The sequence below is a fragment of the Thermoprotei archaeon genome, assembly GCA_038881895.1.
Taxonomy (GTDB): Archaea; Thermoproteota; Thermoprotei; order Gearchaeales; family WAQG01; genus JAVZOV01.
On the sequence record JAVZOV010000002.1, the window covers coordinates 58,963 to 81,997 of the forward strand.

Consider the following 23,035-nt stretch of genomic DNA (forward strand, 5'->3'; position numbering starts at 1 on the left):
GTTGAAAGTGTCGATCTGCTAGAACATGAGTTATGACGAATGACCGTGAGGATCCTCACTTGTTTCCATAAATGAGAGAACATACTTATCACAATGATGTTGAGTTAAAATGATGCGACTATCAGTCTTTCATATACTTATATCTTAAAAAGCTGGATTTTTAATGGTTTTATAAATTTGTTATGAACTTGGTTAGTGCCATTATTATTCCATGTTCATACAAATCAGTTCTGGAAATAATTCCTCTCGTAAGTATGCCTATTGCTCCCTCTTCATACTTTATATTTTTTCTCCCTGATATGTCATCCATAATTAATCCAAGTTCTTCTCCAGATAATAATCTAGGAAGGATTTTGGATGGGCATTCAAACCATCCAGAAAAACCTGTGGATACTTCTCCAGATTTTGATAGTATAACAATAAATCCCATACAATAATACCTTTCAAACAATTTTATGACACCCCCCTCGATACCGACACCGAAGTCAGCGTTTTGAACGAGTTTCAATGCATTTTTAGCACGATTAAAAGAACCATGAAATACTTGTTCATTAATTGGTTGCGAAGGTACATAAGAATTAACATTGACTCCTACTACCTCAATATCTTTATAAAACTTAGAGAACGCTCTCCTTGTGGCCTCAATTTTAATTTTATTTGTTGAACCCACTGCTATGATCATATAGTTAAAATTAATTATAACCAAAAAATAAGTTTTTTGGTTATGCTGACTGAAACCTAAGAAGAGCTTCAGGCTAACCTGAAGCTTGACCCCCATGCATCGGTTACTCTCCAAGTACTTGAAGAGTAAAACACATCTCATCGATGTGTTTTCCGATTACATGGGTTGGTCTTTCTCTTAGGTTTCAGTCAGCAATTATCAGTATTTCTAACATAAATATATCTCTTATCAATTTTTAAGTTGACGTAATTTGTTTCATGTAAAATATCAAATTATTTGTTTAAAATTCAAAAGTATAGTAATAAGTTTTTAGAAATGTTTAGGATATGTTTATTTAGGTCCTTCTTTTTTGTGTATTGTTATGGTCCAGAATGAGTATTTTGAGAGAGACCTCGATCTACTTATAGATAGGATGAAGGATTTTACTGATTCTACTACTATGGATGGTTTATTGAGGATTAAAGATAAGTTGGTTGATATGAGTAGAAGATTATTGGTGAAGATTAATCATTCTGTTATGGAGGTTCTTGTTGCACGCCATCTTTTGGAGAAAGGATTTATAGTTGATGTTGAACATAATTTAAATAATAACATAGTTTGTGATGTATACGGCGAACGAGGGAACGTGATCCATATTGTTGAGGTTGAGACTGGGTTTGTTCCTCCTGAAAATGCTCTGGATCCTGTAACATATTGGAATATAAGAGTTGCCGCAAAAATTGCACGTTACAGTATTTTTTCTCATAAGTTTAGCTTGGCTGTTCCACCATATCACATTCTAAAAATACCTGTGATCTTTCTTGAACCTCCTGAGAATAGAAGTGATGAATCATTGGTTATGTTAAAAGGTCTCGTGGATAGATATTATAGAAATCCTCCCGTTACTATGGATGAGTTAAAGAAAGCTCACTTAGAAACTGTTATAATAGTCAATGTTGATAGGCTTGAAACAAGTGAATTAACACTTAATAATTATATGAAGTTACATAATATAGATTATTTCTATTTTTAATGACCTGAAAAGATAATCTATATGAATTACCTTGAAGAATGAATTTTCAATTATTTTGCTAATGCACATTTTAGTATGAAACTCAAAAGATAGTAGGTTAATAAACTAGGATAACCAAGCTTATATTCTAGGTTTTAGATATAAGCACGTGAATTATTGTGATAAAGCTTAGGTATGTTGGTGATAAAAATATTGAAGTAAGAACATTGATAGCTGGCTTACCTGGCATTGGGCTTGTTGGTAAGTTAGCTGTAGATCATTTAATTGAGGAATTAAAACCAAAACTCGTATGTGAAATATATTCAAGTGATTTTCCACCACAGGTTAATCTAAAATCGGATGGTACTGTTACAATGCCTTTAGCTTATATTTACTATTGGGATTCCGGTGATCCTAATCGTAATTTACTGATATTTACTGGTGATGCTCAACCGTCAACACCACAAGGAAATTACGAAATGGCGTCAGCTGTCCTGAAGTTTGCTAAGAAAAGAGGCGTTACCAATGTGTATACTCTGGCAGCTTTTATGACAGGACAGCATTCTGAAAACCCGAAGGTTTTTTGTGCTGCTACAGACAATGAAACAGCTAGAACATTCGAAAAAATTGGTACTATAATAATGGATAATGGCACAATTACAGGTCTTAATGGTATTCTAGTTGGACTTGCGAGACTTATGAATATGAGGGGGGCGTGTTTACTAGGAGAGACATCAGGTTATGTTGTGGATGCAGGTGCTGCAAAGGCGGCACTCAAAGTACTTACAACAGCGTTATCTATAGAAATCAACTTAAATGCGCTCGAAGAAAAAGCCAAAGAACTCAATATGTTCATGAGAAAAATGGCCGAAGGAGCAGAGCGTGAAGAATATAGAGAAACAAGAAAAGGGAAAGAACCCCCACCACCGTACATAGGTTAATATCTTTACGTTTTAACACTCTCTAAGATTAAAGTTAAAAAGATTCCTGCTTTCGAATTCATCCATTTATTATTATCCTTTTATCTCACTTTTTCGTCCTACTTTTTCAGAGAGATTTCTGCAAAAATAAATTATGAGAAGCTGGATCACAGTTTTTTGGTATCTACCAAAAAAGGCAAACTACTCTGTTATTCTGATATTGAAAAGGAAGATTTTTGCTTTAATTTTTACTAAGAATATTCGAAAGAAAGTCTAAAACTTTACTTCTAATGAGATGTATTATTGATAGGCTTAAGCATGTATGATACTTTTAGACAAGTTGTTCTCAAGCAGGCTATGAACATATAGCTCATGTAGGTGTTGCATTTGGTACAGTTCGGAAAACGGTACAACAAAAGCCCTTAGAGTCTGAAGAATAGGGAATTCTCTGTCTTTAGACTTAACGAATGTCAATAAGAAGAAAATCATTACGTTAGATGTAGATTGTTGAGAGAGCGATACTCTTCTTGACTAAGGTCGAGAGGTTCCTGCTTCTAAGAAACTTGTTGCTTTTTTAGGATCTTGCATCATTCCATCTGAGAAGTGTAGTGTGTCATGTACTGTTTTGCTTCAGGGAAGGTGAGCAATACTCAAAAATCACATCCAAAACACCTATTAAGCACATCAACAATTCACTCTAAATAATAGACTTTCTTATCGAGCTCTTTGCACTCATCATTTCTAGCTTTAAATAAAAACTCTTATATATTGATTTTAATACTATAATTTTAGAATGAGAAAGAAGACATCAAAAGCAATACTTATGCTTATCCTATTAATTCTTGTTATTATGATTGCTTCACGGCATTATTCTTATCATGGTTATAATATTAACTCAATAGCTGAAATAAGTGCTTTTTGGAGTTCTAATTTAGTAATTATTATCAATGTGTTGTTTTTATTTTTCTCATTTTTACCATTAGTTATTGAATTAGGTCTCATTTTATTTTTAATTAAGAATAGACGTGAAATAATAGAACTCATGAGGAATTGGAAAAGTGATGGAATGAGGTCTCAAAAGAAGCAGCGTAACTTATTAATGCAGATTCTTGCATGGACTTTAGTTATCGCTCTCTTAGCTTTTACTAACATTAGCAAGCGTCCATTAACAACAGGAATCCAATTATCTAATTCGACAAAATTTTCTGGTGCCAATTTAAGCATAAGCACAAATTTCTTTCCATCATATATTCAAGAATCTATGCGTAATGTATTTTCTATTATCAATAATTTCTCATTAGTTGCCTTTGGTATTTTATTGCTGATAGTTGTTACATTCGGCATTTGGTCGTTTCATGGTAAGAGAGAACTTTACAGTTCGAGTAATGATTCAGATAAGCAACTTGAGAATATTATTATAAATACATTGCATGAATTAGAGAATCCTTTTATACAAAGTGATACAAAGAATATAATAATTAGGTGTTATGATGAGATGTGCAGAATTATAAAGGAGGCTGGTAAAGAACCAAAATCATACGAAACTGTAAGAGAATTTGAAAAAGCATGTCTGCAAACTTTTCAATGGTTACCAGCTAAACCACTTCATGCCTTAACGCTATTATTCGAGGAAACTCTTTATAGTAACCATGAAATTACTGATGATAAAATTAAAATTGCGATAAGTTCTCTTGAGGAAATACGTAAAAGTATGGCTGTTAAAAATGCTAACCACTAAGTTCGTAATAACGGCAACATTTGTGTATATTATATCTATGGTATCAATAATAACCTTTGCAGATTATTATTTAATTAAATATTTGATAGCTTTAGTCTCGGCGTTATATCTCTTTTCAATAGGTCTAAAAATTTTTAACACACAAGGCGATAAGAATCAAGAGAATATACTTATTAAAGAACCTAGGAGTAGGACGGAATATTTGCAATCCCTAATTGATCATCTCATAAAAAACAAAGATAAAAATGCAACATTGACCATACTTACAGAGGAGATCAGGGATATTGGATCTAGAATATTAGCCGCATATTTCAAAATCAATGTTTCGGAAGTTAGATCTCTGCCACTAGAAACGCTCCTTAGTGTTGTGAATAAGACTACAGCAAGAATTATTAAAGGCGAAGATCAACTTCATAACGAAAAAGAATTATTTAGTGTGATAAGCGATTTAAAAAGATTGCTTCAAAACTTTTAAAGCTAAGATGCATGAATGATAAAATGGAAAAGTAAAAAACAAAATATACATTTAACGTGCATTCTTATTTATTTGCTATGGTCTTTCACTGAACAACCTCGGCTAATGCAAATCTATTTCCAACACGTGTAATCTTCACTTTTACGTGATCGCCTTTCTTAGTGTTAGGCACAAAAATCACGAAACCTTTTATTCGTGCCACACCATCTCCACGTTGACTCACTTCTGTAATGTCTACTTCGTGTACCTCGCCTACGCTAACTGGTTTTGGTGCGTATCGTGCTGGAAATCTTCTTTCTCCCATTCTATTTTCACCTCCTTCCTACGTTAACGTGATCAAGAACTGAGCACTACGTAAAAGAACGCAGTGCACAGCCCTTAACCACGCTCAGAATTAATTCCACTTGGCTATATTTAAATCTATGCACACCTTAAAATGATGCTTTTGATATGAATAGTTATTCTTGAAATCTTAAAGTTTCTATACCTCTTTAATCTTCATTACACTGTCTCAATATGCTCTTGACTGAATTAGAAATTAAAGGAAATTTTTATTTAGCTACTTTATAGTACATCTAGTGAGACATGATGCAGCCAATAGTGGTATTTATTACGTGTCCTAATGTATTTGAAGGGCAACGCATTACTAAGATACTTATTGAAAATAAACTTGCAGCATGCATCAATTTAGTAAAAGACATAAAATCGGTTTATTGGTGGAAGGGGAATATAGAAACATCGAACGAAGTATTATTAATTGTTAAAAGTGATGCAAAAATATTGGATAAACTCATAGAAGTAGTAAAAAGTAATCACAGCTACACAGTACCTGAAATTATAGCAATACCGATCGTTGGTGGGAATCAAGATTATCTGAAATGGATCAATGAAATCATATCATGAAATTTAGCAAAGGGTTGGACAGCAGCTCCCAAATAGATAGATTTTTTATAGATGTTTAGTGTATTAAAGAATGCATGAACGTGCCCGATATGTGGTGGTAAATTGGCACCGAATGGGCACGTCTAAACATGCTCAGGATGAGGGGAGCCCCGTTGCCCCAGAAAGCCCTCTATGAAATTGAGGGGGAAGGGACGAAAGTCCATGAATCCCACAACGGTAGAATTCTTAGTTATAACTGAAAACCTGTTTTTAGAAATCACTAAAAAGGCTTTATGAACAAATGTTAATTAATTCTACTTGTTATATAATAAGAGATGATACGGTACTCGCCACGTCGTAGAATTTCAGATAGTGTTGCAGATGATAGATTAAGTTTTTTAGCTAAGGATGTTAAATTTGTTTTTCTAGGAAAATCATAATAACCAAGTTCATAAGCAATCCTAATTATACTATCTTGTTTAGGTGTTAAAATAGTCTTATTTCTAGCATAAGTTATGCTCTTTACTCTCATCTGCATACCAATCTCATGCAACTGTTTCAAGATCTTTCTTAAAATCTTATTATTTGGAATTATCAACACCAATTCACTCCAACCATCATGAAGATTTCTCATCACCGAAATGAACACATCAAAATTAGCAAAGATCTTATAAATCTCATTAAAAACACCAACAACATTAACTAAAACCTTAGTACTATCTGAATAAAGAATTTTCACACTTAAAACGTTAGGATTCTCTTTTAATTTACTAATAATATCTGAAAGCTTATTAATTGGCACACCTAGTTCAATAGTCTCCTTAATAACATAAGGACCAAACTGTTTTACTTTTAAGATTCTCACCGGTACTCCATTATTAATAAGCGATGAAACTAAGTAGTCAATAGGCATTCTTACATTTATTATAATCTCTTTAATACTAACCACCACAATAAACTTAGCAGCACATACAAAAATCTTTTAACATAAAAACTGATTAGATACAATAACCTTACCCATAGAATAGAAGAATCATGGAAAAGATAGTTTTATTTTTTATTATAAAAGTAAAGAAGAACATATATTAATGCAAATATTGGTGTTAGCCATTCATAGGGTGTAAGATTTGCTATTCCTAATATTATCAACACTACTCGCTGAAGCTTACCGATCTCCTTTCCATGCCATCCTATTATTCCAGCACTTAACATTAACATGGTAAGTATTGAATTAAATAAACCATATAATATTCTATAATAAGCATATAAATTCCATTGCTGAACAGGTATTATAAGTAAAGTAGGGTCTAGAACAAAAATGTATGGTACTAAATACCCTGCTAAAGCAAAAATGGTTGCATTTATAGCAGTTCTCCAAAATTTTGACCTTGCCAGCATAGCTCCAGCATATGATGCCAATGCGACGGGTGGTGTGACGTCAGCTAAAATACCGAAATAAAATACAAACATGTGAGCTGTGAGGAGTGCTAGAGGCATAGATAAATTATTCCATGATGCTATAGCAAGTCCTAATGCCACACCTGAGATTGTTGAGGTTATTATATAGTTGGCCGTTGTTGGAACGCCCATTCCCAGTATTAAACTGATTATCATCGCTGATAGCATAAGTAAATATATATTACCTCCCACAAAATCTATTAACCTGTAACCTATCAGAGTTGCCCAACCTGTTAGTGTAAGAATGCCCTGGATAATACCAGCAGATGATGCAGCCAAGAATACTGTTATGGAGCTTCTTAAGGATGCATCGAACGATTTTATAACACTTCTGAACATCTCACGACTACCTTTATGAAGAACAGCTATAATAATTGAAACAAAAAGTGACATAACTCCTGAAAAGTATACAGAGGCACTTATAGGTATTCCTAAAAAATATGAGATCATGCCAATGATAAAAATTATAACAGCAAATAGTATCTTAACCGGTAATATTAATGATGGTTGGGCGAACCATGCTGTAATTAATGCAACTCCTAAAGAACCTATTACTGCATATTGTGGTTCTAATCCAGCGAGAAGAAGGTAAGTTATAACAGGTATGGGAAGGAGCAGGTAGCATCGGCTTATTATAGATCTGAGAGAAGGCAGTTGTTCCTTACTTAATGGATAAACTTTTAACTTTTTAGTTACTCTATCAATAAAAATGTAAACCGATGCGAAATATAATATAGCTGGTATTGCAGCAGCAATCATTATATCTCTATAAGGCCTTCCTAAAAATTCCGCCATAACGAATGCTGCAGCCCCCATTATAGGGGGCATCAGTTGACCACCTGTTGATGCAGCGGGTTCAACAGCTCCAGCGACTTCCGGAGGATAACCTGCCTTCTTCATTAAAGGTATAGTGAACGTGCCAGTAGTTAATACATTCGCTACAGAACTACCTGAAACAGTACCAACTAACGCGCTAGCGACTACAGCAGTCTTCGCTGGACCACCTGTTCTTTTCCCCACTATACCTAAAATTAAATCAGTAATGTATTTACCTATTCCCACATTCTCCAAAAACGAACCAAAAAATATAAATGCGAAAACGTAGGATGTCATAACGTACAAAGGTATTGAAAAAATACCCTCTCTTGCATAGTACAAGTGATTTATTAACGGTCTTAAATTAAAGCCTTCAGCATACAATCCCATTAATATGAAGGCTAATGCTATTAATGGTAATGCCCATCCTAAAACCCTTCTCGTGGTCTCTAATAGAAAAAATATTGCTAATAATGGAAATATCAAATTTAGGAACGTTAGTTCCAGATAACCAGATCTTACAATTTCTGGAAAAATCAAAAAAAGATAAAAGACAGAAAAGAATGCTAACAGCCCTAATAAATAATCGTAAATTGGTATTTCTCTTATGCTCTTTCGTAAAGGATGTATTATGAACGTGGAAAAAAAGATTAACCCGAGAAGAAACGCCATACTTTGTTGTATATCAGGAGTGATTAAAATAAAAGGCAAAACAATCCCAAAACTTCTTAAAAAATTATATAGAATAAAATTAAGTCCCATCACTACGATTATTTCATACAGCGCAAAAATTATACTTACAAGCAATATTAAAAATGCAGGCAATCCTTTCCTTGCTCTTTCATATTCCGAGTATGCCTCACTCATATATATCACCTTTGAACTTAATGTATAGTAATTCAAATAAATTTATCTTTTCTACCTCGAGCGTTATATCTTTACCATTTATCTCCATACCGTTAACTGTTATGTTTGGACTAATCATGAAAGCAGTATTAATGCTTATCATGCTCCCAACACTAACGTTCAAATTATCCAAAACGTATTCTCCATTTATGACCCTCATGGTACTGTTCGTTATTAAATCGTTAGTCGAAGAAGCCAGACCAGCACCATAACCAGGCCATTTTAAAGTCTTTAGATAGAACTCATTATTCTTTAAGACAAACGTCTCATTAATTCTTAATAGTTCTACACTATGCATGTAAGAGATATTAACAACTATGCGCTGCGAAAAAATAAAGAATCTCTTACCATCAACAGATACTTTTAAAACTGGTATAACTGGTGTAAAAATAATAATCAAAAAAATAATAGTTGTTATTATTACTATTAAGCGTTGCATTTTATGGTCTAAGCTCACTGGGAACTGTAATTCCTTTATCTTGGTAGAATTTTACAGCACCAGGGTGTAAGGGTATACTCATACCATTCAACGCTGTATTCAAGGATATAGAAGAAGCTCTAGCATGAGCTTGCTGAAGCTCTGTCAAATGACTAAACATTACGTCCAATATTGTATAAACTGCATCATCGGGTAAATCTGAACGCACTGCTAACATAGCCATAACAGCAGCTGTTGTAACATCAGATGTCATACCGTTATAGGTATTTTTAGGCACAGTATAAGGTACAAAGAACAAGTATCCTTGACTTTTTAATTTGTTAAAGATATCATTTGGTATATTTATCAGATTCACAGGAGTTGTTGCCGCTAATTGTGTAACCGCAGCTGTAGGTATGCCAGCTACGATAAATGCTGCATCAACCTGTCCTAATTTAAGAGCATCTGAAGCTTGCGCAAAATCCAAATTCTGTATTGTCACCTTACCCCAAAGTCCAGCTGCTTTCAAAATTAACTCACCTTCAACCGCAGTACCACTACCTGCTGCACCAATAGCAACTCTCTTATTTTCTAAATCCATCAAACTCTTAATTCCACTATCAGCCTTAACAACTATCTGAATTATTTCAGGGTATAATACGGCAACGCCTCTTATATTGCTGATAGTATTGTTAGCAAACATGTAAATACCTTTATAAGCATAATAGGCAATATCATTCTGGATAAAAACCAGTTGCGCATCTCCAGTACTCAAAGCTCTGGCATTCGTTACACTAGCACCACTAGATTGAGCAGAGGCCTGAATTTTTCCATTAGAATACTTATTTAAAATCTCTGAGAGTGCATTACCTATAGGATAATAAACACCAGCAGTGCCTCCAGTAAAAATCTTTATCTTATACTGCTGAGGGGCTTGTTGTTGAAAATATAAAGCAACTGCTATTCCTCCTAAAATTATTATTACAGCTATCACTAAAATTAATGTTTTTTGTGCAACACCTCTCAAATTTAACACCTCTCAAATCAACATTCTTTATTCATGGTATATATATTTTTGCCTGCAACTATATAATAAAATTGCAGTTGTATAATAAAATTAAAGATTTAATGATAAAGGAATAAGATCGCATTAGCAACTAGCATTGGTATTATCCCTCCTAATAATCCTATCCAGAACCACTTAAAGAATGTCATATGGTAATTAATTTTTTTCTCTAATAAACCTAAAGCAACTATATTAGCGGTTGAACCAACCATTGTAATATTTCCTCCATATGTACCACCAAACAATAAAGCCCACCAAAGTGAGGAACCGCCAATATATTGTTCTAACTCCTTGACAACAGGTATGAAAGCAGCGACAAGGACAACATTATCTAGAACGCTACTACCAAAACCGCTGACCCATAAAATTATAGAGACAGTAACAAAGAGACTATTCCCGCTGAATGTAGCCATTGCTTTAGCCATTTTATCAGTAACACCAGTGTATGCAAGGGTACCAGCCTTAGCAAACAGAAACATAAAGAATGTAAGTGTCCACCAATCGACGCCTTTCTCAACAACCTCTCTGGCATGATCTCTCTTCCATATTAAAGCAACAAAAGCTCCTGTCATTGCAGCTACAATGAGAAAAACATTCTTTTCTAATCCTAAGAGAAGCTCTATACGATAATGCAGAGCAATAAGTAATATAGTTGAAATCATTAAAATTCCACCCCTCTTAACTCTGTTCATATTAAAATGCTCTTCTTCGTTACTTATACTTCCAACAATTTCTTGAGGAATTTTTAGATCTTTCCTATACCACAAAAGAGATATTGGTATTATAGAGATTAATGCTAATAATGCTACAGGTGTAGCATGAAAGATGAAGTCTTCAAATGTGAGCCCGGCCCTTAAGGCTATTAGTATTCCTATAGGGTTTCCCAAGAGTGTTGCTGAACTTCCTATATTAGTTGCTAGGACTGCCGGTATTACAAAGGAGACTACTGGTATTTTATATTTTTCTGTGTATCTAAATATTATTGCCGTTATGAAGAGTATTGATGTTACTTCATCCACTAATGCTGCCATTAATGTTGAGATAGACATTATAACAATTAATACCTTACGTGGATCATTCCCTGTGTATTTCATAATTTTGTATAGGAACCAATCAAAGAAACCCTCTTCTTCCGCAACTCTAACCACTATCATCATAGATATGAGAAATGTTATCACATCAATGCTCATAAATTGAATCATGTGTTCTAAATCTAATGTCCTGGTTATTAGGAGTAGTGCAATACCTAAGAATGCTATTGCTAATCTAAAACGCCAAAACATGAGAGTACCGATCACAGTTGCCATAAAAATAGTAGTAGCAATAGCCTGCGTAATGTTTTGTAAAATATAATAAAGTACAAGAAAATCAATAACATTAATAACAAAAAATATTAGGAAATCACGTTTTGATCCTACCTTTGTTACTTCAAACTCCTCCATTATTCATCGCACTTTTAAACGCTATAGAAGAATAAAAACTTTAATAATTAAAAAAAGAGACCGTGCACATCAGCCTTTATGTTTAGAGTTAGTCTCTCGGAAATATCTGATTATTAAATGTAGAACTTGCGTGATATTTTAAATATAATACAGCAATCAATGCTTACGGGTTAGCATTATGTTTTGAACTTTTTCTTCAAGTTTAATTATTGGTAACATGCAAGCACATCATAGTATTTAAATATGCACAAACCTTAATTTCTTCTAATTTAGCCAACATAATTACAGCTTAAACTCCCCTTTTACGAAGAAGTGTAAAGAAATGCACTCTCAAGATCGTTAATTAGTCTGATGTATTCTTGATGCTTTCTAAGTCCTATTTCCTCCATCTCTATTCTTTCAAATCTTTCTATAAGTTCTGCACTTTCATGCTCATGTAGAACCTCATTACCCATCGGGAATAATATTTCGTTTTCTTTCATTATATGCTGACTTAAAAGGTTGACATAATTCGTAATGTTGTCTATTATTTCTTGCTTTGCTTTTTTCTCTCCGCCATAATAACGTTCGACGGCATCAGTTAATGCTTTAATGTATTTTCTACCATACTCATGCTCAATAAGCATTACACCTATTGGTCCTTCCTTTTTTGGAATACCATGAGCTTCTAGCACCGGAAATAAGACGTTTTCTTCTTTAGAGTGATGACACTTATCAACAAAGTTCTTTATGAAATCCAATATACGTGTAAAAACATTCACATCAACTATCTTATCCTCCTTTAGTCTAACTGAAATCACGTTTAAAATACGTAACATTCTTAATATAATTTCATGTTCTTCTTTTAAGACTTCTGTAGCAAGCATATATCTCATGGTTTAGAAGTATTTTTATTATTTAAATACTAACCCTTAATATTTAGGCATTATTTTGTTATTTATTGGGTTGATTTACAAAATATATCACCAGAAGACTCCCTGCTTTAGTGAGAATGGTATTAATAGGTTTAAATAATGATTTGGGCAATAGTACTATTAAGCAAGATGCTCAAAGATAACTGAATCATGAACATATACTCAAGCGAGCTATGAAAGCAAACTCCATAGCTGGAACTGTCTTGACAGAGCCCAGAACTCAAGCATAATAAAACCTCAGGTAAAAGAAACAGAGAATCTCCATCTCTCGACCTCAGTCGTGAATAGTGATAATTTAATGTCAGCAAAGGATTAATAACTAAAGGGTTTGTTGTTTTCTTCTAATTTCCTCCTCCTAAAGTGATACTCCGTACATATTGTAAGAGAGAATGCGAGCTTATAACTTTCATTCCTACCCAAAGAGTAAGCTTTCAATTGTGACTATATTTTTATATTGAATGAATTCATAACGCTAAAAAGCAGGAAAACAAGTGTTACAGTTATCACAACAGTCGGTATTATTAGTTTGTATACTTTAGGTAGTTCAGCGTTATAATGTTGGCTTGATAAAATTAGACAGCTGTGTGCAGGGCTTAGCATAACTCCCATATATCCTCCAGTGAATGCGAATAAGAGCCCATATCCTGAAAGCAATGGTATTAGTGGAGGAAACGTTAGTGCAACATACGTGAATTCAATTCCAGTTGCAAAACCAATAGAGAATGGTATAAGAAATGCCATAAAATTACCTATAGGTCCAAGAATAACAGCTAAAATACTTGTGATGCCACTCTCTTTGATGTATTGACTAAAAATTAGTGAAAAGATGATGACCAATAGTATTGTAATATTTGTTGCATGTTTAAGCGCTTTTATATAATGAACTTTCTTAGGCTTATACACTAAAATAAAAATTAATACTGTTATTGCAGTAGATATGGCTACATCGATGCCTATGAGTATTGTGAGGAGACCAATTAAAATAAAAGGCCAAAGATGGATTAGACTAGAACCATTCTTTCTAACACTTACCTGACTTTTTAATCTGGGTATAGTTAGTAGAAGCCCTACTGATGCTGCTATGATTGTTACAGGCCATGTAATTTTAATTATGTCCTGTGTTGTTGTTCCAAGTACTCCAGCAGCCAATATTACACCTTGAAAAAGAGGCCATGATGGAATCCAAACATGACGAAACCAATAATTTATGAAAGTCTCTTCATGTGGAGCAAGCCTCATTTCATCATACAGTGATTTTGTCATAACGGCAGAAACATAAGCTCCTCCTGGCATCGGGAGAAGTCCTACTACAGCAGGCGTAGAAACAGCTGCAAATTTTTCACCGAATACACTTAAACCTTCAACCATTTTAGAAGAAATATCTAAAGAACTAAATAACCCAGCCAAAAACATTGCTAAAGTGAGAGCAGCTATGACCTCAATCATGGTCAAATTAAAAGATCTCACAGTTGCACTAAGAACATCATAGCTAAGAGTAAAAACTCCATAAAATATTGTCCCAATACCTAATGAAAATGCTATATTAGTCTTCCTAAATACGAGAACTAATACTAATATAACTGACACAAAAAACGCCAATTCAGTATTCAAATACGACATATAGATGACCCCCTTAAACTTAATTAAACAGAATTTATAAAAATTTTCAATCTCACTGCGAAGTTTAATATCATTCATTTAGAGTATTTGCACTCATAATATGCATTAAAGATCGCATACCTTATAACTTGTCTTCATTAATCTTCCAATAATAAAGAAAACACTTCACATACTCCTCTCAATTATACAATTAGAAGTGACTTTCATTTAAAGAGAGATTTTACAGTTATTTCTCAGATGTGAGAGAAAAGATGATGTGAGCTCCATACCATTGAGCTCAAAATGGAAACCTCTACTAATCTCCTGTGTTCAACCTTAAATGGTAGGAATAACAATACGGAACAAACGGATGTGAGGTGTCATATGTTCCATTTTTCCATTTTATATGACATTTCCCAGAACATGTATTCATATTTACTAGCAATCATAAATATTTTTTCTAGGGTATCGTAATTAGTATAGGGTAAAGTATTTATGATGTCTTTTAGCATGTTTACTAGGTTTTTGTATTCTTCGGAAAGGTATGTTCTCGCCCAATCTTTATATATATCGTTTGTGTTGTTCTTGAGCTTTTCTTTATGATGTTCTGCAATTTCTTTATATGTCCAAAAACACGGTAGTAATGCTACTAAACCTTCAATGGGCGTTCCAAGAGAACATATCCTTACAAGAAAGTTCATGTATGCAAAATTTGTAGGAGCTGGCTCAGTTTTGATAACATCATCAATCTTCAGATTAAGCTTTTCTAACAATGCTAAATAATTATCCATTTCAGTAGTCATATCCATGTAAGCTATTTGAAGTGTTTGTTTAGCAATATTAAAATCTAGTTTAACAGATATTAAAGAAAAACAACGTGATATTTCAACAAGGTAGTTATAATCCTGTATTACATAGTATTTAAATTTCTCCATCAGTAATTCTCCTTTATAAAGCTCTAATACAAAAGGATGCTCAAAAATTTTCCTCCATATTGTATCGGCCCTATTCCTCAATTTTTCTGTAAGCATCATAAATACGCCTCCTTGTAAATTGCATCCCAGAACATGAGTTCATATTTTTGAATAATTCGACTAACATTTTTTAAGTCTTCAACATCATCCAAATACCTCTCAATAATTTTAGCCCCCTTAGTTTCTGACTCACCATATGGTTGCGCAAAAAGATCTAGAAACCCAGTTTCATTAATACCGTACTTATTTTTAAGTGCATTAGAAAGTTTTTTACAGTTACTACCCCAAACCGGTAAATTAATTATTAATGCTATAGCTTGCATTCCTGGATTTCCATAAAGTGCTAACCATGCCAAATAATGAGTGTATGCGACAGCCTCTGGTATAACTTTTACGTTTTTAAGAGACAAAACGTCTAGCCCAAGTGATTTTCCCATTTTCTCTAATAATTTTAATGCATCACCATCACTCTTGGATAATTCTAAGAAAAATTCAAACTCATCATAATACCTTGCGCCTGATGCCATTAATGCAAGACTACGAGCATCATGATACACAATGTAATATTCTTGAGAAACAAATGTTTTGAATGCAGCTAATGGTAACTCACCGTTTTCAGCATCAATTATAAATTTATGATTCAATATTAATTGATTAACACTTTTTAATTCATCCCGAATAATTTGGATTAAATCCTCTGCTTTCACCTTACAAGACCTCCTTTCTGTTTCGAAGGACGAAATCTCCTGAAGACTCCAAGATTCATACTCATTTTATAGGCACTGCTGTTATGCATTTTACTATGCTCATTGAGTTTAACTACCAAGTGGTTTAATGCTAAAAGACTCATCATCACTATAACACTAGAAACATCAAGCATATAGGCTTTTCTGTTTTAAGATGAGATTTATCATTCATGTTGTTACTATAACTGTCTGAGAGAAAAATTATTCTCCAAAAAGAAAGTAAAAAATAACACCGCTGACTATAGCGAATTGCTGGAAGTCATTTTTTCTTATAATTCCTTTATTCTTCACCTGTCATGGTTAAGCAATGCTAAATCCAAAACTAATGAACTATAGATTTTTCTTTATAAAATTCTTTTTCAAATTCTTGCTTCATTAATTCTATATCGTTCTCGGTTAGTTTTCCAAAACTTATTCTAAATTGATTATGATTGCCGCCAAAAAGTTCTCCAGGTATAATACCTATACATACTGATCTGTTCGATGATAATAGCGCTTTACTTAATTCGGTGCTGTTTTTAATTTTTGGGTGTTTAGGAAAAGCATAAAATGCTCCTTTAGGCGCGGGGTATTCAAAATCTAGTTCATCAAGCATTTGTATCAATGCGTCACGTTTAACTTTATAATATGATCTCACATAATCCAAATATGTTTTGGTGACTGATTTTAGCACACGTAATGCGATTCTCTGTGAGAAATCACTTGCACCGGCAGTTGTTAAGTATACTAATCTTCCCACATGTTCTATGTTTTTTGTATTCCAATAAATATAACCAATTCTTAGCCCAGGCAGTGAAAAGGTCTTCGAGAACGAATCTATGAGTATATCACCTGGAAAGTATGGCCTTTCATCAAAATAAATTTCATGATAAACAACGTCGTTTATTAATATTATGTCTCTGGATCTTAGCTCATCCTCTAGTTCTTTTAACTGTTCTGATGGTGGATAGTATCCAGTTGGATTATGTGGATAGTTTATGAGAACTGCCTTTGTATCATCATCTAATTTGCTGACGATCTCTGATGTTATGTCATATGCTGTAGGATTATAAAAGGTGTATTTAACTCCTGTTATCTCTGATTGTTCGAAATAATGCGGAAAATATGGTTTTGGAAGAAGCATCTTAAATCCAGAAAACATTTTAAATGTTACATATAATGCGTGTACAGCACTAGATGTAACTATTACTTTAGAAGACTCTGCAGTCTCATTTCGCCACATCTCTATAAAATGTGCTACCGCATCTCTTAGCTCACTAATACCGACGAACGGAAGATATTCGCGACCTCCATCACCTAAATCACTTAAAACCTCCTTTATTAGAACTGGAGGTTCATGAGACGGAGCACCAATATGAGCATCAACAACAGAGAATCCAAGTTTTCGAAGCCTACTACACTCATCAGAAATTGTTCTAATAGTAACCTTCTCAAATGGCATAATCCTCGTGACTCTAAAAATAATCTGAAATATAAATATTGTCAAGATATGTAATCTTAGAATTATTTTTGTTATATATATTAACTACAAACCTGCACATCATCAATTAAGAATTCAAATTACTTGGCAACTATGAAAAGAGAACTTTTCCTTCAGATCATACACCGTATCTAACAATTTCAGAGTGGATAGAGACGTATTCTCGGCTTAAAATAAGAGAGAGATGACGAACCATCGATGAACGCAAGAAGTTGATGAGTCTGATGATAACCAAGGTCCACACATACAAATGCAGACCAGAATCTTAGCAAGGCTAGACTAGAATTAGAGAAAAATAAAGAGTTATTGTAAAAAGCTTAATTATTTAATTGCATGCGATTTACCAAATTTTTAATCGAATCCTTTATATCATAGCGAACAGTTATTTTGATGTTGAGGACTAAGAGCAATGAAGATAGAAATTTATGGATTGAAGATAAACGTGGATATTAGTCCTGGGATTGACCTTGCGAAGTTAATAGTTGATGAGGCTGAAAAGCAGGCTTATGGAGTAAAAGAGGATGATGTGATTGTCGTAACTTCGAAGATAGTCTCTAAGGCTGAAGGAAGGATATATAGGTTTGCAGACGTGCAGCCATCGAGGAGAGCTAAAGCTCTATCGAGAATTTACCACAAGGATGCAAGAGAAATAGAGCTAATCCTTCGCAATAGTGATAGCATAAGCTTTATCATACCAATCTATAAGTTTATGAAAATTTATGGAAAATTTTTCAAAGATTATGCTAGAGATGAAAGGACTGCAGCAGAAATTATTAGGAAAGACCCTTACATCTTCATGACAAGTGTGAAAGGAATGCTACTTACCGATGCCGGATTAGATTTTTCAAATTCTCCAGAAGGTTACTGCACTCTACCACCTAAAGACCCAGATGAATCAGCCAAAAGAATGAGAGAGAGGATAAGAGAACTGACGAATAAGGAAGTAGCCATCGTCATTACGGATACGGAGTGGAAGCTTGATAAATTCGGATCTATTGACATAGCTATAGGATCTTCAGGTATACAACCAGTTTCAAGAAATTTCGCAAGTAAAGATTTGTATGGTAAGCCCAAATTTGGAGGCGTTGACAACCTAACGGACTTGGTTTCAGCCACAGCTAATCTACTTTTCGGCCAAACAAATGAGGCAATACCAGTAGTAATAATAAGAGGCTTAAAATATGAGAGAAGCGAGAAAGGAATAAAGGATGTTATATATGGCAAAGCGTTAAGAAGAGCCTTCAGGATGGCAATATGGGAAAACGTCAAGTTTAAACTACTCCTACTATTGCTCTCATTACTTAACATTAAATAAGCAATCCTAGCAAACACACTATGCAGAAATTTGCTGCAATATCACAGTTTTAAAATTATTCTAACTGATATAGAATCTAAAGAGACTTGAACTCATTTGGCATGGGGCCAGCTCACTTAAAAATTTGGGAGTTTTTATGAATACGCTAGGCCTTTGTTTTGCATTGCGCTTTGCATGGTTTGGTTGTTTGGGAAATTGTTGTAGAGTCGTTTTGTTCTGGCTTTAAATGTATCGAACCACCTTTCTATACGATTTCAGCCCATATTATGTTTTTTAGCCGTAGAACTTTGCATTCTAAGACCTTCTTTAATTTCTCTGCCACAGCCCCAGAGCATATGATTCCCCGCCATTCAGCTTGAGCTTTGTTTCACTTACAGAGCTACTATTCTCTTAGATTAACGTGTTTATTAAAGTAATTAAACTAAAAACCTATTTCTATTAATGATGTTTTAAAAAGCACATATTTTATTAGATCTTCAGTAGGAATATTATATGATAGATTATAAATTTTAATTAATTTTTCTCTCTTTTCCTTATTAAGGTAAAGAACATCGTCTCTTAAATCACCATTAATCATTTTAAGGATTGTTTCAAAGTATGGGCATTTCGTTTTTCCATAACATATGAGTATAATATTAACGGAATCCGGTTTTACGCCGGCAATTTTTATTGCATCAGAAATTTGATGTGTGCCGCATAATCGTAAAAGCAATTCCACATGTCTCTTATGCGAGATGTTTCTTTTTGAACTAAAAGAACGCTCTGTCCTAATTACTGCAGCGATTAAATGATGGAGAGAAGCGACAACGTCTGCATCAATCAACTGTACGACACAATCGTTACTGTTTGCTTTATCAAGAATTTCTTTAAGTGAGTCAATATTGATTGGTGAACGAACCATCATTCCCTGAATTAGTATCATTAGATCGTTAACATGCACTGTTAACAAATGATCTACCTCTTTGATTTTAACATGAGTATCGCGGCTGCTATATCTCCGTTAGTTTGTACTAGTACTTGCTTTGCTTTTTCCTTTGAAACACCAGTCTGCTCTGCAACTAATATCACATCCTCCTCTGGAATAGTTAATGGTTGTTCTTCTATAGGTTTTGATGGTGGTATTTGAAGAGCTTGCTTCTCCTCAACTATTTTTTCAGCAACTATTTGATATATATCTTGTCCACCAGCTTTTGTAACCATTACTGATGGGTTGACAAGCTTCAGAATCTTATCATCAAATATTAAATGAACCTCTCTAACACCGTTAAGCGGCTCTACGCTAATGCCCATACGCTGTAGAGTCCGCATCATATTTCTGTTCATAATTCTACTCAATCCTCAACACCTCTCCTAACTTTAATAGCTAACCCAGATTTTAAATTTAACATCTCTTCACCATTTAAAATAGCTCTTCCAACAGCTATTAATTCTTTCCTTTTATTAACTATGATAACTTCTTCACCTGCTTTTAATTCCCTAGACGCATTCTCAATAAATTTTACAAACACATTGCGTCCATTTTTTACAAAAGGCACAGCATCCTCAGATATTATCACAATATTTTTCTCTGCTAAATTATTCCCCAACAATATTCTTGCTCCATCCAATGTAAGTGCAATATATCCATCACGCGCACGTATAGTAGCTATCAGCCTATCGTTCAAATAAATTCTTCTCGGTCTCCCTTGTTTTGAAAGCTCAATACTAACATGCTCAGGAAACAATACCTTACCAACCCCTAAACCAAACTGATAGTCCGCTATTCTCCTAATTTGTGATAATGCCATGCTCAGAAGAACCACCACAAGACGATTAAATATATTTTACCTTAAATACTTATATAAATGGTGTAAGCTTTGCTTACATGCGAAATATGCGGCAAACCTATTAAGGGTCAACCCATCACTATTTTGATAGGAGGAGCAAAATTAACAGTCTGCAATGAATGTTCACGATATGGTACACCAATAAAGACCAGACAAATTTCACAAACCCAAATGACACCAGCACAACCTAGAATACAGTCAAAACCGAGTAGCAAAACAACTCAAAGAAAATTCGAAAAGGATATTTTTAATGAGAATATAAAAGTTATTGATGAATACCCATTACTAATAAAATCCGCCAGAGAAAGATTAGGATGGACCCAAGACTTTTTAGCCAGTCAACTAGGTGAAAAGGTTTCTGTAATAAAAAAGATTGAAACAGGTTCCATTGTTCCTAGCATTCAACTAGCAAGAAAAATAGAAAAAGTACTGGGCATCCCTCTCATCGAGAATATTCCTCCCGTTACGAATCTAAGCCAAAATTCTGTGCCAGCAGATTTAACATTAGGTGATATAGCAAAACTTAAAACGCCTAAAAAGACTAATGAATCAAAATGAAAATTTTCGTGTTCAGATTAGGGCATAGACACGAGCGGGACAAAAGAATAAGTACACATTGCGCATTAGTAGCAAGAGCGTTTGGTGCAGATGGTATTATATTCGATACTGTCGATGAAAAAATAGAAAAGAAAATCCATGATGTAGTAAACAGATTTGGTGGTCCATTCACATTAGAAATGGGCGTTTCATGGAAGAACTTCATTAAGAAATGGATTGAGAACGGAAATGAAGTAATACACCTTACAATGTACGGCCTTCCACTACCATCCGTAATAGATAAGATAAAAACTAGCAATAAGGATAAATTAATAATAATTGGGGCATCAAAAGTACCTAGAGAAATTTATGAAATGGCAACATATAATGTTTCAGTGACAAACCAGCCTCATAGTGAAATAGCAGCCCTCGCAGTATTTCTCGATCACCTATTTGAAGGCAAAGAGTTTTACAAAACTTTCACCAACGCTAAAATCCAAATCATACCATCAGAACGTAGAAAAAAGATAATTAATATGAAAACTAAAAAGTAACATTTGTTGAACCTAACTAACATACTACATTAAAAGTTAAATATTTTAGATTAAATAGTAAATTGAGCAAAATGTCAAGATCAGAAAATCAAGCGAGATTCAAATCATACATATCAAAACTAGCTAGAACATTTGTAGGACCAGTAGCAGAACCAGTAATCCTAGCACTATCAGAAAGAAGAGAAACCACAGAAGAATGGTTAATAAAAAGAACTGGACTCAAACTCAGCGTAATAAGAAAAGTACTCTACGAACTCTTCGACGTAGGCATTGTAAAATATCGAAGAGAAAAAGAACCAGACACAGGATGGTTCACATATTATTGGAGCCTAGACTATGAAAACCTAGCTAATGTGATACACAGACGAAAAAAATTCGTCCTCGAAAAACTCAAAAACAGACTAGAATACGAAAAACAAAACACATTCTTCATATGCCCAAATCACCCCGAAAAAAGATACACATTCGATGAAGCATACGATCACAGCTTCAAATGCCCAGAATGCGACACAGTCCTAGAAACCCAAGACAACTCCGCAATCATTAAATTTATAGAAAACCTAATGAAAAAAATAGAAACTGAAAGCCAAACAACAACAATCTCAATAGATGACCCATAAGCCTACACACACTCCAATTATAAAAACAATGACGATACACTTAAAAATCTCGTTCTACTCACATTAAGAGAGGGCCGGTCGTCTAGACTGGTTAGGATGCTGCCCTTACGAGGCGGTGGTCGCCGGTTCAAATCCGGCCCGGCCCACTTAAATTTTTAAGTGAATCCTTAAATATCGAAACATACCTTCCCATAATTGATGGAGTATGGGGTCAAAGTACGCACATCTGCTTGAGGATGCGGATGTAAAGCGTTAGTTTGAAAATTTGGCAGCCAAATCCATTGTGACAGCCACTGTGTATCTTAGAACGTTGGGATTTTACTGTGATATGAATAAAACTAACCCTATGGCTATTCTTAAGGTTACTAAATCTAAGGCTTTCAGGGTGACTTTACAGACTTTATCCGCAGAATGGAGAAAGAGGGCAAGGCTGGCTTCTATTTGTCCAGGTTTAAGAAGGTTTTTAACAGCTGGCTTTCCTATAATGGCGTTAACGTTAAGCTTAAAGTCAACATTAGAGGTGAGTCTGATGCACCACGAATAGCTGATGAGCGAGTGCCAAACAAAGAAGAGTTGGACAGAATCCTCAGGATTGTGACACCAAGAGGAAGAGTTTCAATAGCCAATGGCTTTCAGCGGGTTGAGACCGGAGTCCATTGGAAACTGTGATGGAAGC

At 34.2% G+C, this 23,035-nt stretch carries 25 protein-coding genes and 1 tRNA gene; 11 read left to right on the plus strand and 15 right to left on the minus strand.

Going from position 1 to position 23,035, the window contains the following annotated elements; translation table 11 throughout:
• Positions 1-169: 169 nt before the first annotated feature.
• Positions 170-682, minus strand: coding sequence for an inosine/xanthosine triphosphatase (yjjX, locus tag QW128_03370; protein MEM3832625.1), 513 nt, complete (start codon positions 680-682; stop codon positions 170-172).
• A gap of 361 nt (positions 683-1,043) precedes the next feature.
• Here yjjX and QW128_03375 point away from each other — a divergent pair, with 361 nt between their 5' ends.
• The 4 genes from QW128_03375 (at position 1,044) to QW128_03390 (ending at position 4,806) form a co-directional block, all read left to right on the plus strand.
• Complete coding sequence (locus QW128_03375) at positions 1,044-1,694, plus strand: hypothetical protein (GenBank protein MEM3832626.1); 651 nt, start codon at positions 1,044-1,046, stop codon at positions 1,692-1,694.
• 158 nt (positions 1,695-1,852) lie between these two features.
• A complete protein-coding gene (locus QW128_03380) occupies positions 1,853-2,614 on the plus strand; it encodes a proteasome assembly chaperone family protein (GenBank protein ID MEM3832627.1) in 762 nt (253 codons plus the stop codon).
• Between the two features lie 772 nt (positions 2,615-3,386).
• Positions 3,387-4,331, plus strand: coding sequence for a DUF4129 domain-containing protein (locus QW128_03385; GenBank protein ID MEM3832628.1), 945 nt, complete (start codon positions 3,387-3,389; stop codon positions 4,329-4,331).
• Positions 4,318-4,806 carry a hypothetical protein gene (locus tag QW128_03390; GenBank protein MEM3832629.1) on the plus strand — a complete coding sequence of 163 codons (489 nt, stop codon included), beginning with the start codon at positions 4,318-4,320 and terminating at the stop codon, positions 4,804-4,806. Before QW128_03385 ends, QW128_03390 begins: the two co-directional genes overlap by 14 nt.
• 85 nt (positions 4,807-4,891) lie before the next feature.
• On the opposite strand, the gene QW128_03395 is transcribed toward QW128_03390, so the two are convergent.
• A complete protein-coding gene (locus QW128_03395; protein ID MEM3832630.1) occupies positions 4,892-5,110 on the minus strand; it encodes a TRAM domain-containing protein in 219 nt (72 codons plus the stop codon).
• 281 nt (positions 5,111-5,391) lie between these two features.
• On the opposite strand from QW128_03395, the gene cutA reads away from it, so the two are divergent.
• The gene (cutA, locus tag QW128_03400) at positions 5,392-5,709 is read left to right on the plus strand and encodes a divalent-cation tolerance protein CutA (protein MEM3832631.1); all 318 of its coding nucleotides are present in this window, start codon (positions 5,392-5,394) and stop codon (positions 5,707-5,709) included.
• 283 nt (positions 5,710-5,992) lie between these two features.
• On the opposite strand, the gene QW128_03405 is transcribed toward cutA, so the two are convergent.
• From QW128_03405 to QW128_03450, 10 genes are all read right to left on the minus strand, one after another.
• The gene (locus tag QW128_03405; protein ID MEM3832632.1) at positions 5,993-6,637 is read right to left on the minus strand and encodes a helix-turn-helix domain-containing protein; all 645 of its coding nucleotides are present in this window, start codon (positions 6,635-6,637) and stop codon (positions 5,993-5,995) included.
• A gap of 101 nt (positions 6,638-6,738) precedes the next feature.
• A complete protein-coding gene (locus tag QW128_03410) occupies positions 6,739-8,829 on the minus strand; it encodes a TRAP transporter fused permease subunit (GenBank protein ID MEM3832633.1) in 2,091 nt (696 codons plus the stop codon).
• Positions 8,822-9,307, minus strand: coding sequence for a DUF1850 domain-containing protein (locus tag QW128_03415; GenBank protein ID MEM3832634.1), 486 nt, complete (start codon positions 9,305-9,307; stop codon positions 8,822-8,824). The genes QW128_03410 and QW128_03415 overlap by 8 nt, the downstream gene beginning before the upstream one ends.
• Before the next feature lies 1 nt (position 9,308).
• Positions 9,309-10,313, minus strand: a complete 1,005-nt coding sequence (locus QW128_03420; GenBank protein ID MEM3832635.1) for a TAXI family TRAP transporter solute-binding subunit — start codon at positions 10,311-10,313, stop codon at positions 9,309-9,311.
• Positions 10,314-10,411: 98 nt separating this feature from the next.
• A complete protein-coding gene (locus QW128_03425; GenBank protein MEM3832636.1) occupies positions 10,412-11,794 on the minus strand; it encodes an SLC13 family permease in 1,383 nt (460 codons plus the stop codon).
• Between the two features lie 302 nt (positions 11,795-12,096).
• Positions 12,097-12,669, minus strand: coding sequence for a hemerythrin domain-containing protein (locus tag QW128_03430; GenBank protein ID MEM3832637.1), 573 nt, complete (start codon positions 12,667-12,669; stop codon positions 12,097-12,099).
• Between the two features lie 480 nt (positions 12,670-13,149).
• A complete protein-coding gene (locus tag QW128_03435) occupies positions 13,150-14,328 on the minus strand; it encodes a DUF401 family protein (protein MEM3832638.1) in 1,179 nt (392 codons plus the stop codon).
• Positions 14,329-14,687: 359 nt separating this feature from the next.
• Positions 14,688-15,338 (minus strand): thiaminase II, encoded by a 651-nt coding sequence (tenA, locus tag QW128_03440; GenBank protein ID MEM3832639.1) that lies wholly within the window; start codon positions 15,336-15,338, stop codon positions 14,688-14,690.
• Positions 15,338-15,988, minus strand: a complete 651-nt coding sequence (locus tag QW128_03445) for a TenA family transcriptional regulator (protein MEM3832640.1) — start codon at positions 15,986-15,988, stop codon at positions 15,338-15,340. Before QW128_03445 ends, tenA begins: the two co-directional genes overlap by 1 nt.
• 361 nt (positions 15,989-16,349) lie before the next feature.
• Positions 16,350-17,468, minus strand: coding sequence for a pyridoxal phosphate-dependent aminotransferase (locus QW128_03450; protein ID MEM3832641.1), 1,119 nt, complete (start codon positions 17,466-17,468; stop codon positions 16,350-16,352).
• A gap of 448 nt (positions 17,469-17,916) precedes the next feature.
• Between QW128_03450 and QW128_03455 the strand changes: the two genes are divergently transcribed.
• The gene (locus tag QW128_03455) at positions 17,917-18,822 is read left to right on the plus strand and encodes a coenzyme F420-0:L-glutamate ligase (protein ID MEM3832642.1); all 906 of its coding nucleotides are present in this window, start codon (positions 17,917-17,919) and stop codon (positions 18,820-18,822) included.
• Positions 18,823-19,243: 421 nt separating this feature from the next.
• Here the strand turns inward: QW128_03455 and cgi121 are convergent, their stop codons facing one another.
• From cgi121 to QW128_03470, 3 genes are read right to left on the minus strand one after another with little or no spacing between them, the layout of a single operon-like run.
• The gene (gene cgi121, locus QW128_03460) at positions 19,244-19,762 is read right to left on the minus strand and encodes a KEOPS complex subunit Cgi121 (GenBank protein ID MEM3832643.1); all 519 of its coding nucleotides are present in this window, start codon (positions 19,760-19,762) and stop codon (positions 19,244-19,246) included.
• Between the two features lie 14 nt (positions 19,763-19,776).
• The gene (locus QW128_03465; GenBank protein MEM3832644.1) at positions 19,777-20,157 is read right to left on the minus strand and encodes a nascent polypeptide-associated complex protein; all 381 of its coding nucleotides are present in this window, start codon (positions 20,155-20,157) and stop codon (positions 19,777-19,779) included.
• Positions 20,154-20,627: a PUA domain-containing protein gene (locus QW128_03470; GenBank protein MEM3832645.1), complete on the minus strand. Its 474-nt coding sequence runs from the start codon at positions 20,625-20,627 to the stop codon at positions 20,154-20,156. Before QW128_03470 ends, QW128_03465 begins: the two co-directional genes overlap by 4 nt.
• A 51-nt stretch (positions 20,628-20,678) precedes the next feature.
• Here QW128_03470 and QW128_03475 point away from each other — a divergent pair, with 51 nt between their 5' ends.
• The 5 genes from QW128_03475 to QW128_03495 all read left to right on the plus strand — a co-directional run bounded on the left by QW128_03475 (position 20,679) and on the right by QW128_03495 (position 23,028).
• The gene (locus tag QW128_03475) at positions 20,679-21,206 is read left to right on the plus strand and encodes a multiprotein bridging factor aMBF1 (protein MEM3832646.1); all 528 of its coding nucleotides are present in this window, start codon (positions 20,679-20,681) and stop codon (positions 21,204-21,206) included.
• Positions 21,203-21,739 (plus strand): tRNA (cytidine(56)-2'-O)-methyltransferase, encoded by a 537-nt coding sequence (locus QW128_03480; protein MEM3832647.1) that lies wholly within the window; start codon positions 21,203-21,205, stop codon positions 21,737-21,739. Before QW128_03475 ends, QW128_03480 begins: the two co-directional genes overlap by 4 nt.
• Positions 21,740-21,810: 71 nt before the next feature.
• Entirely contained in the window at positions 21,811-22,359 is a 549-nt protein-coding gene (tfe, locus tag QW128_03485; protein ID MEM3832648.1) for a transcription factor E, read from the plus strand.
• A 71-nt stretch (positions 22,360-22,430) separates the two neighbouring features.
• A tRNA-Val gene (locus tag QW128_03490) sits at positions 22,431-22,505 on the plus strand.
• Positions 22,506-22,800: 295 nt separating this feature from the next.
• Positions 22,801-23,028: a hypothetical protein gene (locus QW128_03495; protein ID MEM3832649.1), complete on the plus strand. Its 228-nt coding sequence runs from the start codon at positions 22,801-22,803 to the stop codon at positions 23,026-23,028.
• Positions 23,029-23,035 lie beyond the last annotated feature (7 nt).

Coding starts and splice junctions, on each gene's coding strand:
- QW128_03450 (MEM3832641.1), bottom strand. CDS start 17,468: ATGCCATTTGAGAAGGTTACTATTAGAACAATTTCTGATGAGTGTAGT.
- QW128_03430 (MEM3832637.1), bottom strand. CDS start 12,669: ATGAGATATATGCTTGCTACAGAAGTCTTAAAAGAAGAACATGAAATT.
- cutA (MEM3832631.1), top strand. CDS start 5,392: ATGATGCAGCCAATAGTGGTATTTATTACGTGTCCTAATGTATTTGAA.
- QW128_03410 (MEM3832633.1), bottom strand. CDS start 8,829: ATGAGTGAGGCATACTCGGAATATGAAAGAGCAAGGAAAGGATTGCCT.
- QW128_03385 (MEM3832628.1), top strand. CDS start 3,387: ATGAGAAAGAAGACATCAAAAGCAATACTTATGCTTATCCTATTAATT.
- yjjX (MEM3832625.1), bottom strand. CDS start 682: ATGATCATAGCAGTGGGTTCAACAAATAAAATTAAAATTGAGGCCACA.
- QW128_03415 (MEM3832634.1), bottom strand. CDS start 9,307: ATGCAACGCTTAATAGTAATAATAACAACTATTATTTTTTTGATTATT.
- tfe (MEM3832648.1), top strand. CDS start 21,811: ATGTCAAGATCAGAAAATCAAGCGAGATTCAAATCATACATATCAAAA.
- QW128_03435 (MEM3832638.1), bottom strand. CDS start 14,328: ATGTCGTATTTGAATACTGAATTGGCGTTTTTTGTGTCAGTTATATTA.
- QW128_03375 (MEM3832626.1), top strand. CDS start 1,044: ATGGTCCAGAATGAGTATTTTGAGAGAGACCTCGATCTACTTATAGAT.
- QW128_03480 (MEM3832647.1), top strand. CDS start 21,203: ATGAAAATTTTCGTGTTCAGATTAGGGCATAGACACGAGCGGGACAAA.
- QW128_03390 (MEM3832629.1), top strand. CDS start 4,318: ATGCTAACCACTAAGTTCGTAATAACGGCAACATTTGTGTATATTATA.
- tenA (MEM3832639.1), bottom strand. CDS start 15,338: ATGCTTACAGAAAAATTGAGGAATAGGGCCGATACAATATGGAGGAAA.
- QW128_03425 (MEM3832636.1), bottom strand. CDS start 11,794: ATGGAGGAGTTTGAAGTAACAAAGGTAGGATCAAAACGTGATTTCCTA.
- QW128_03395 (MEM3832630.1), bottom strand. CDS start 5,110: ATGGGAGAAAGAAGATTTCCAGCACGATACGCACCAAAACCAGTTAGC.
- QW128_03455 (MEM3832642.1), top strand. CDS start 17,917: ATGAAGATAGAAATTTATGGATTGAAGATAAACGTGGATATTAGTCCT.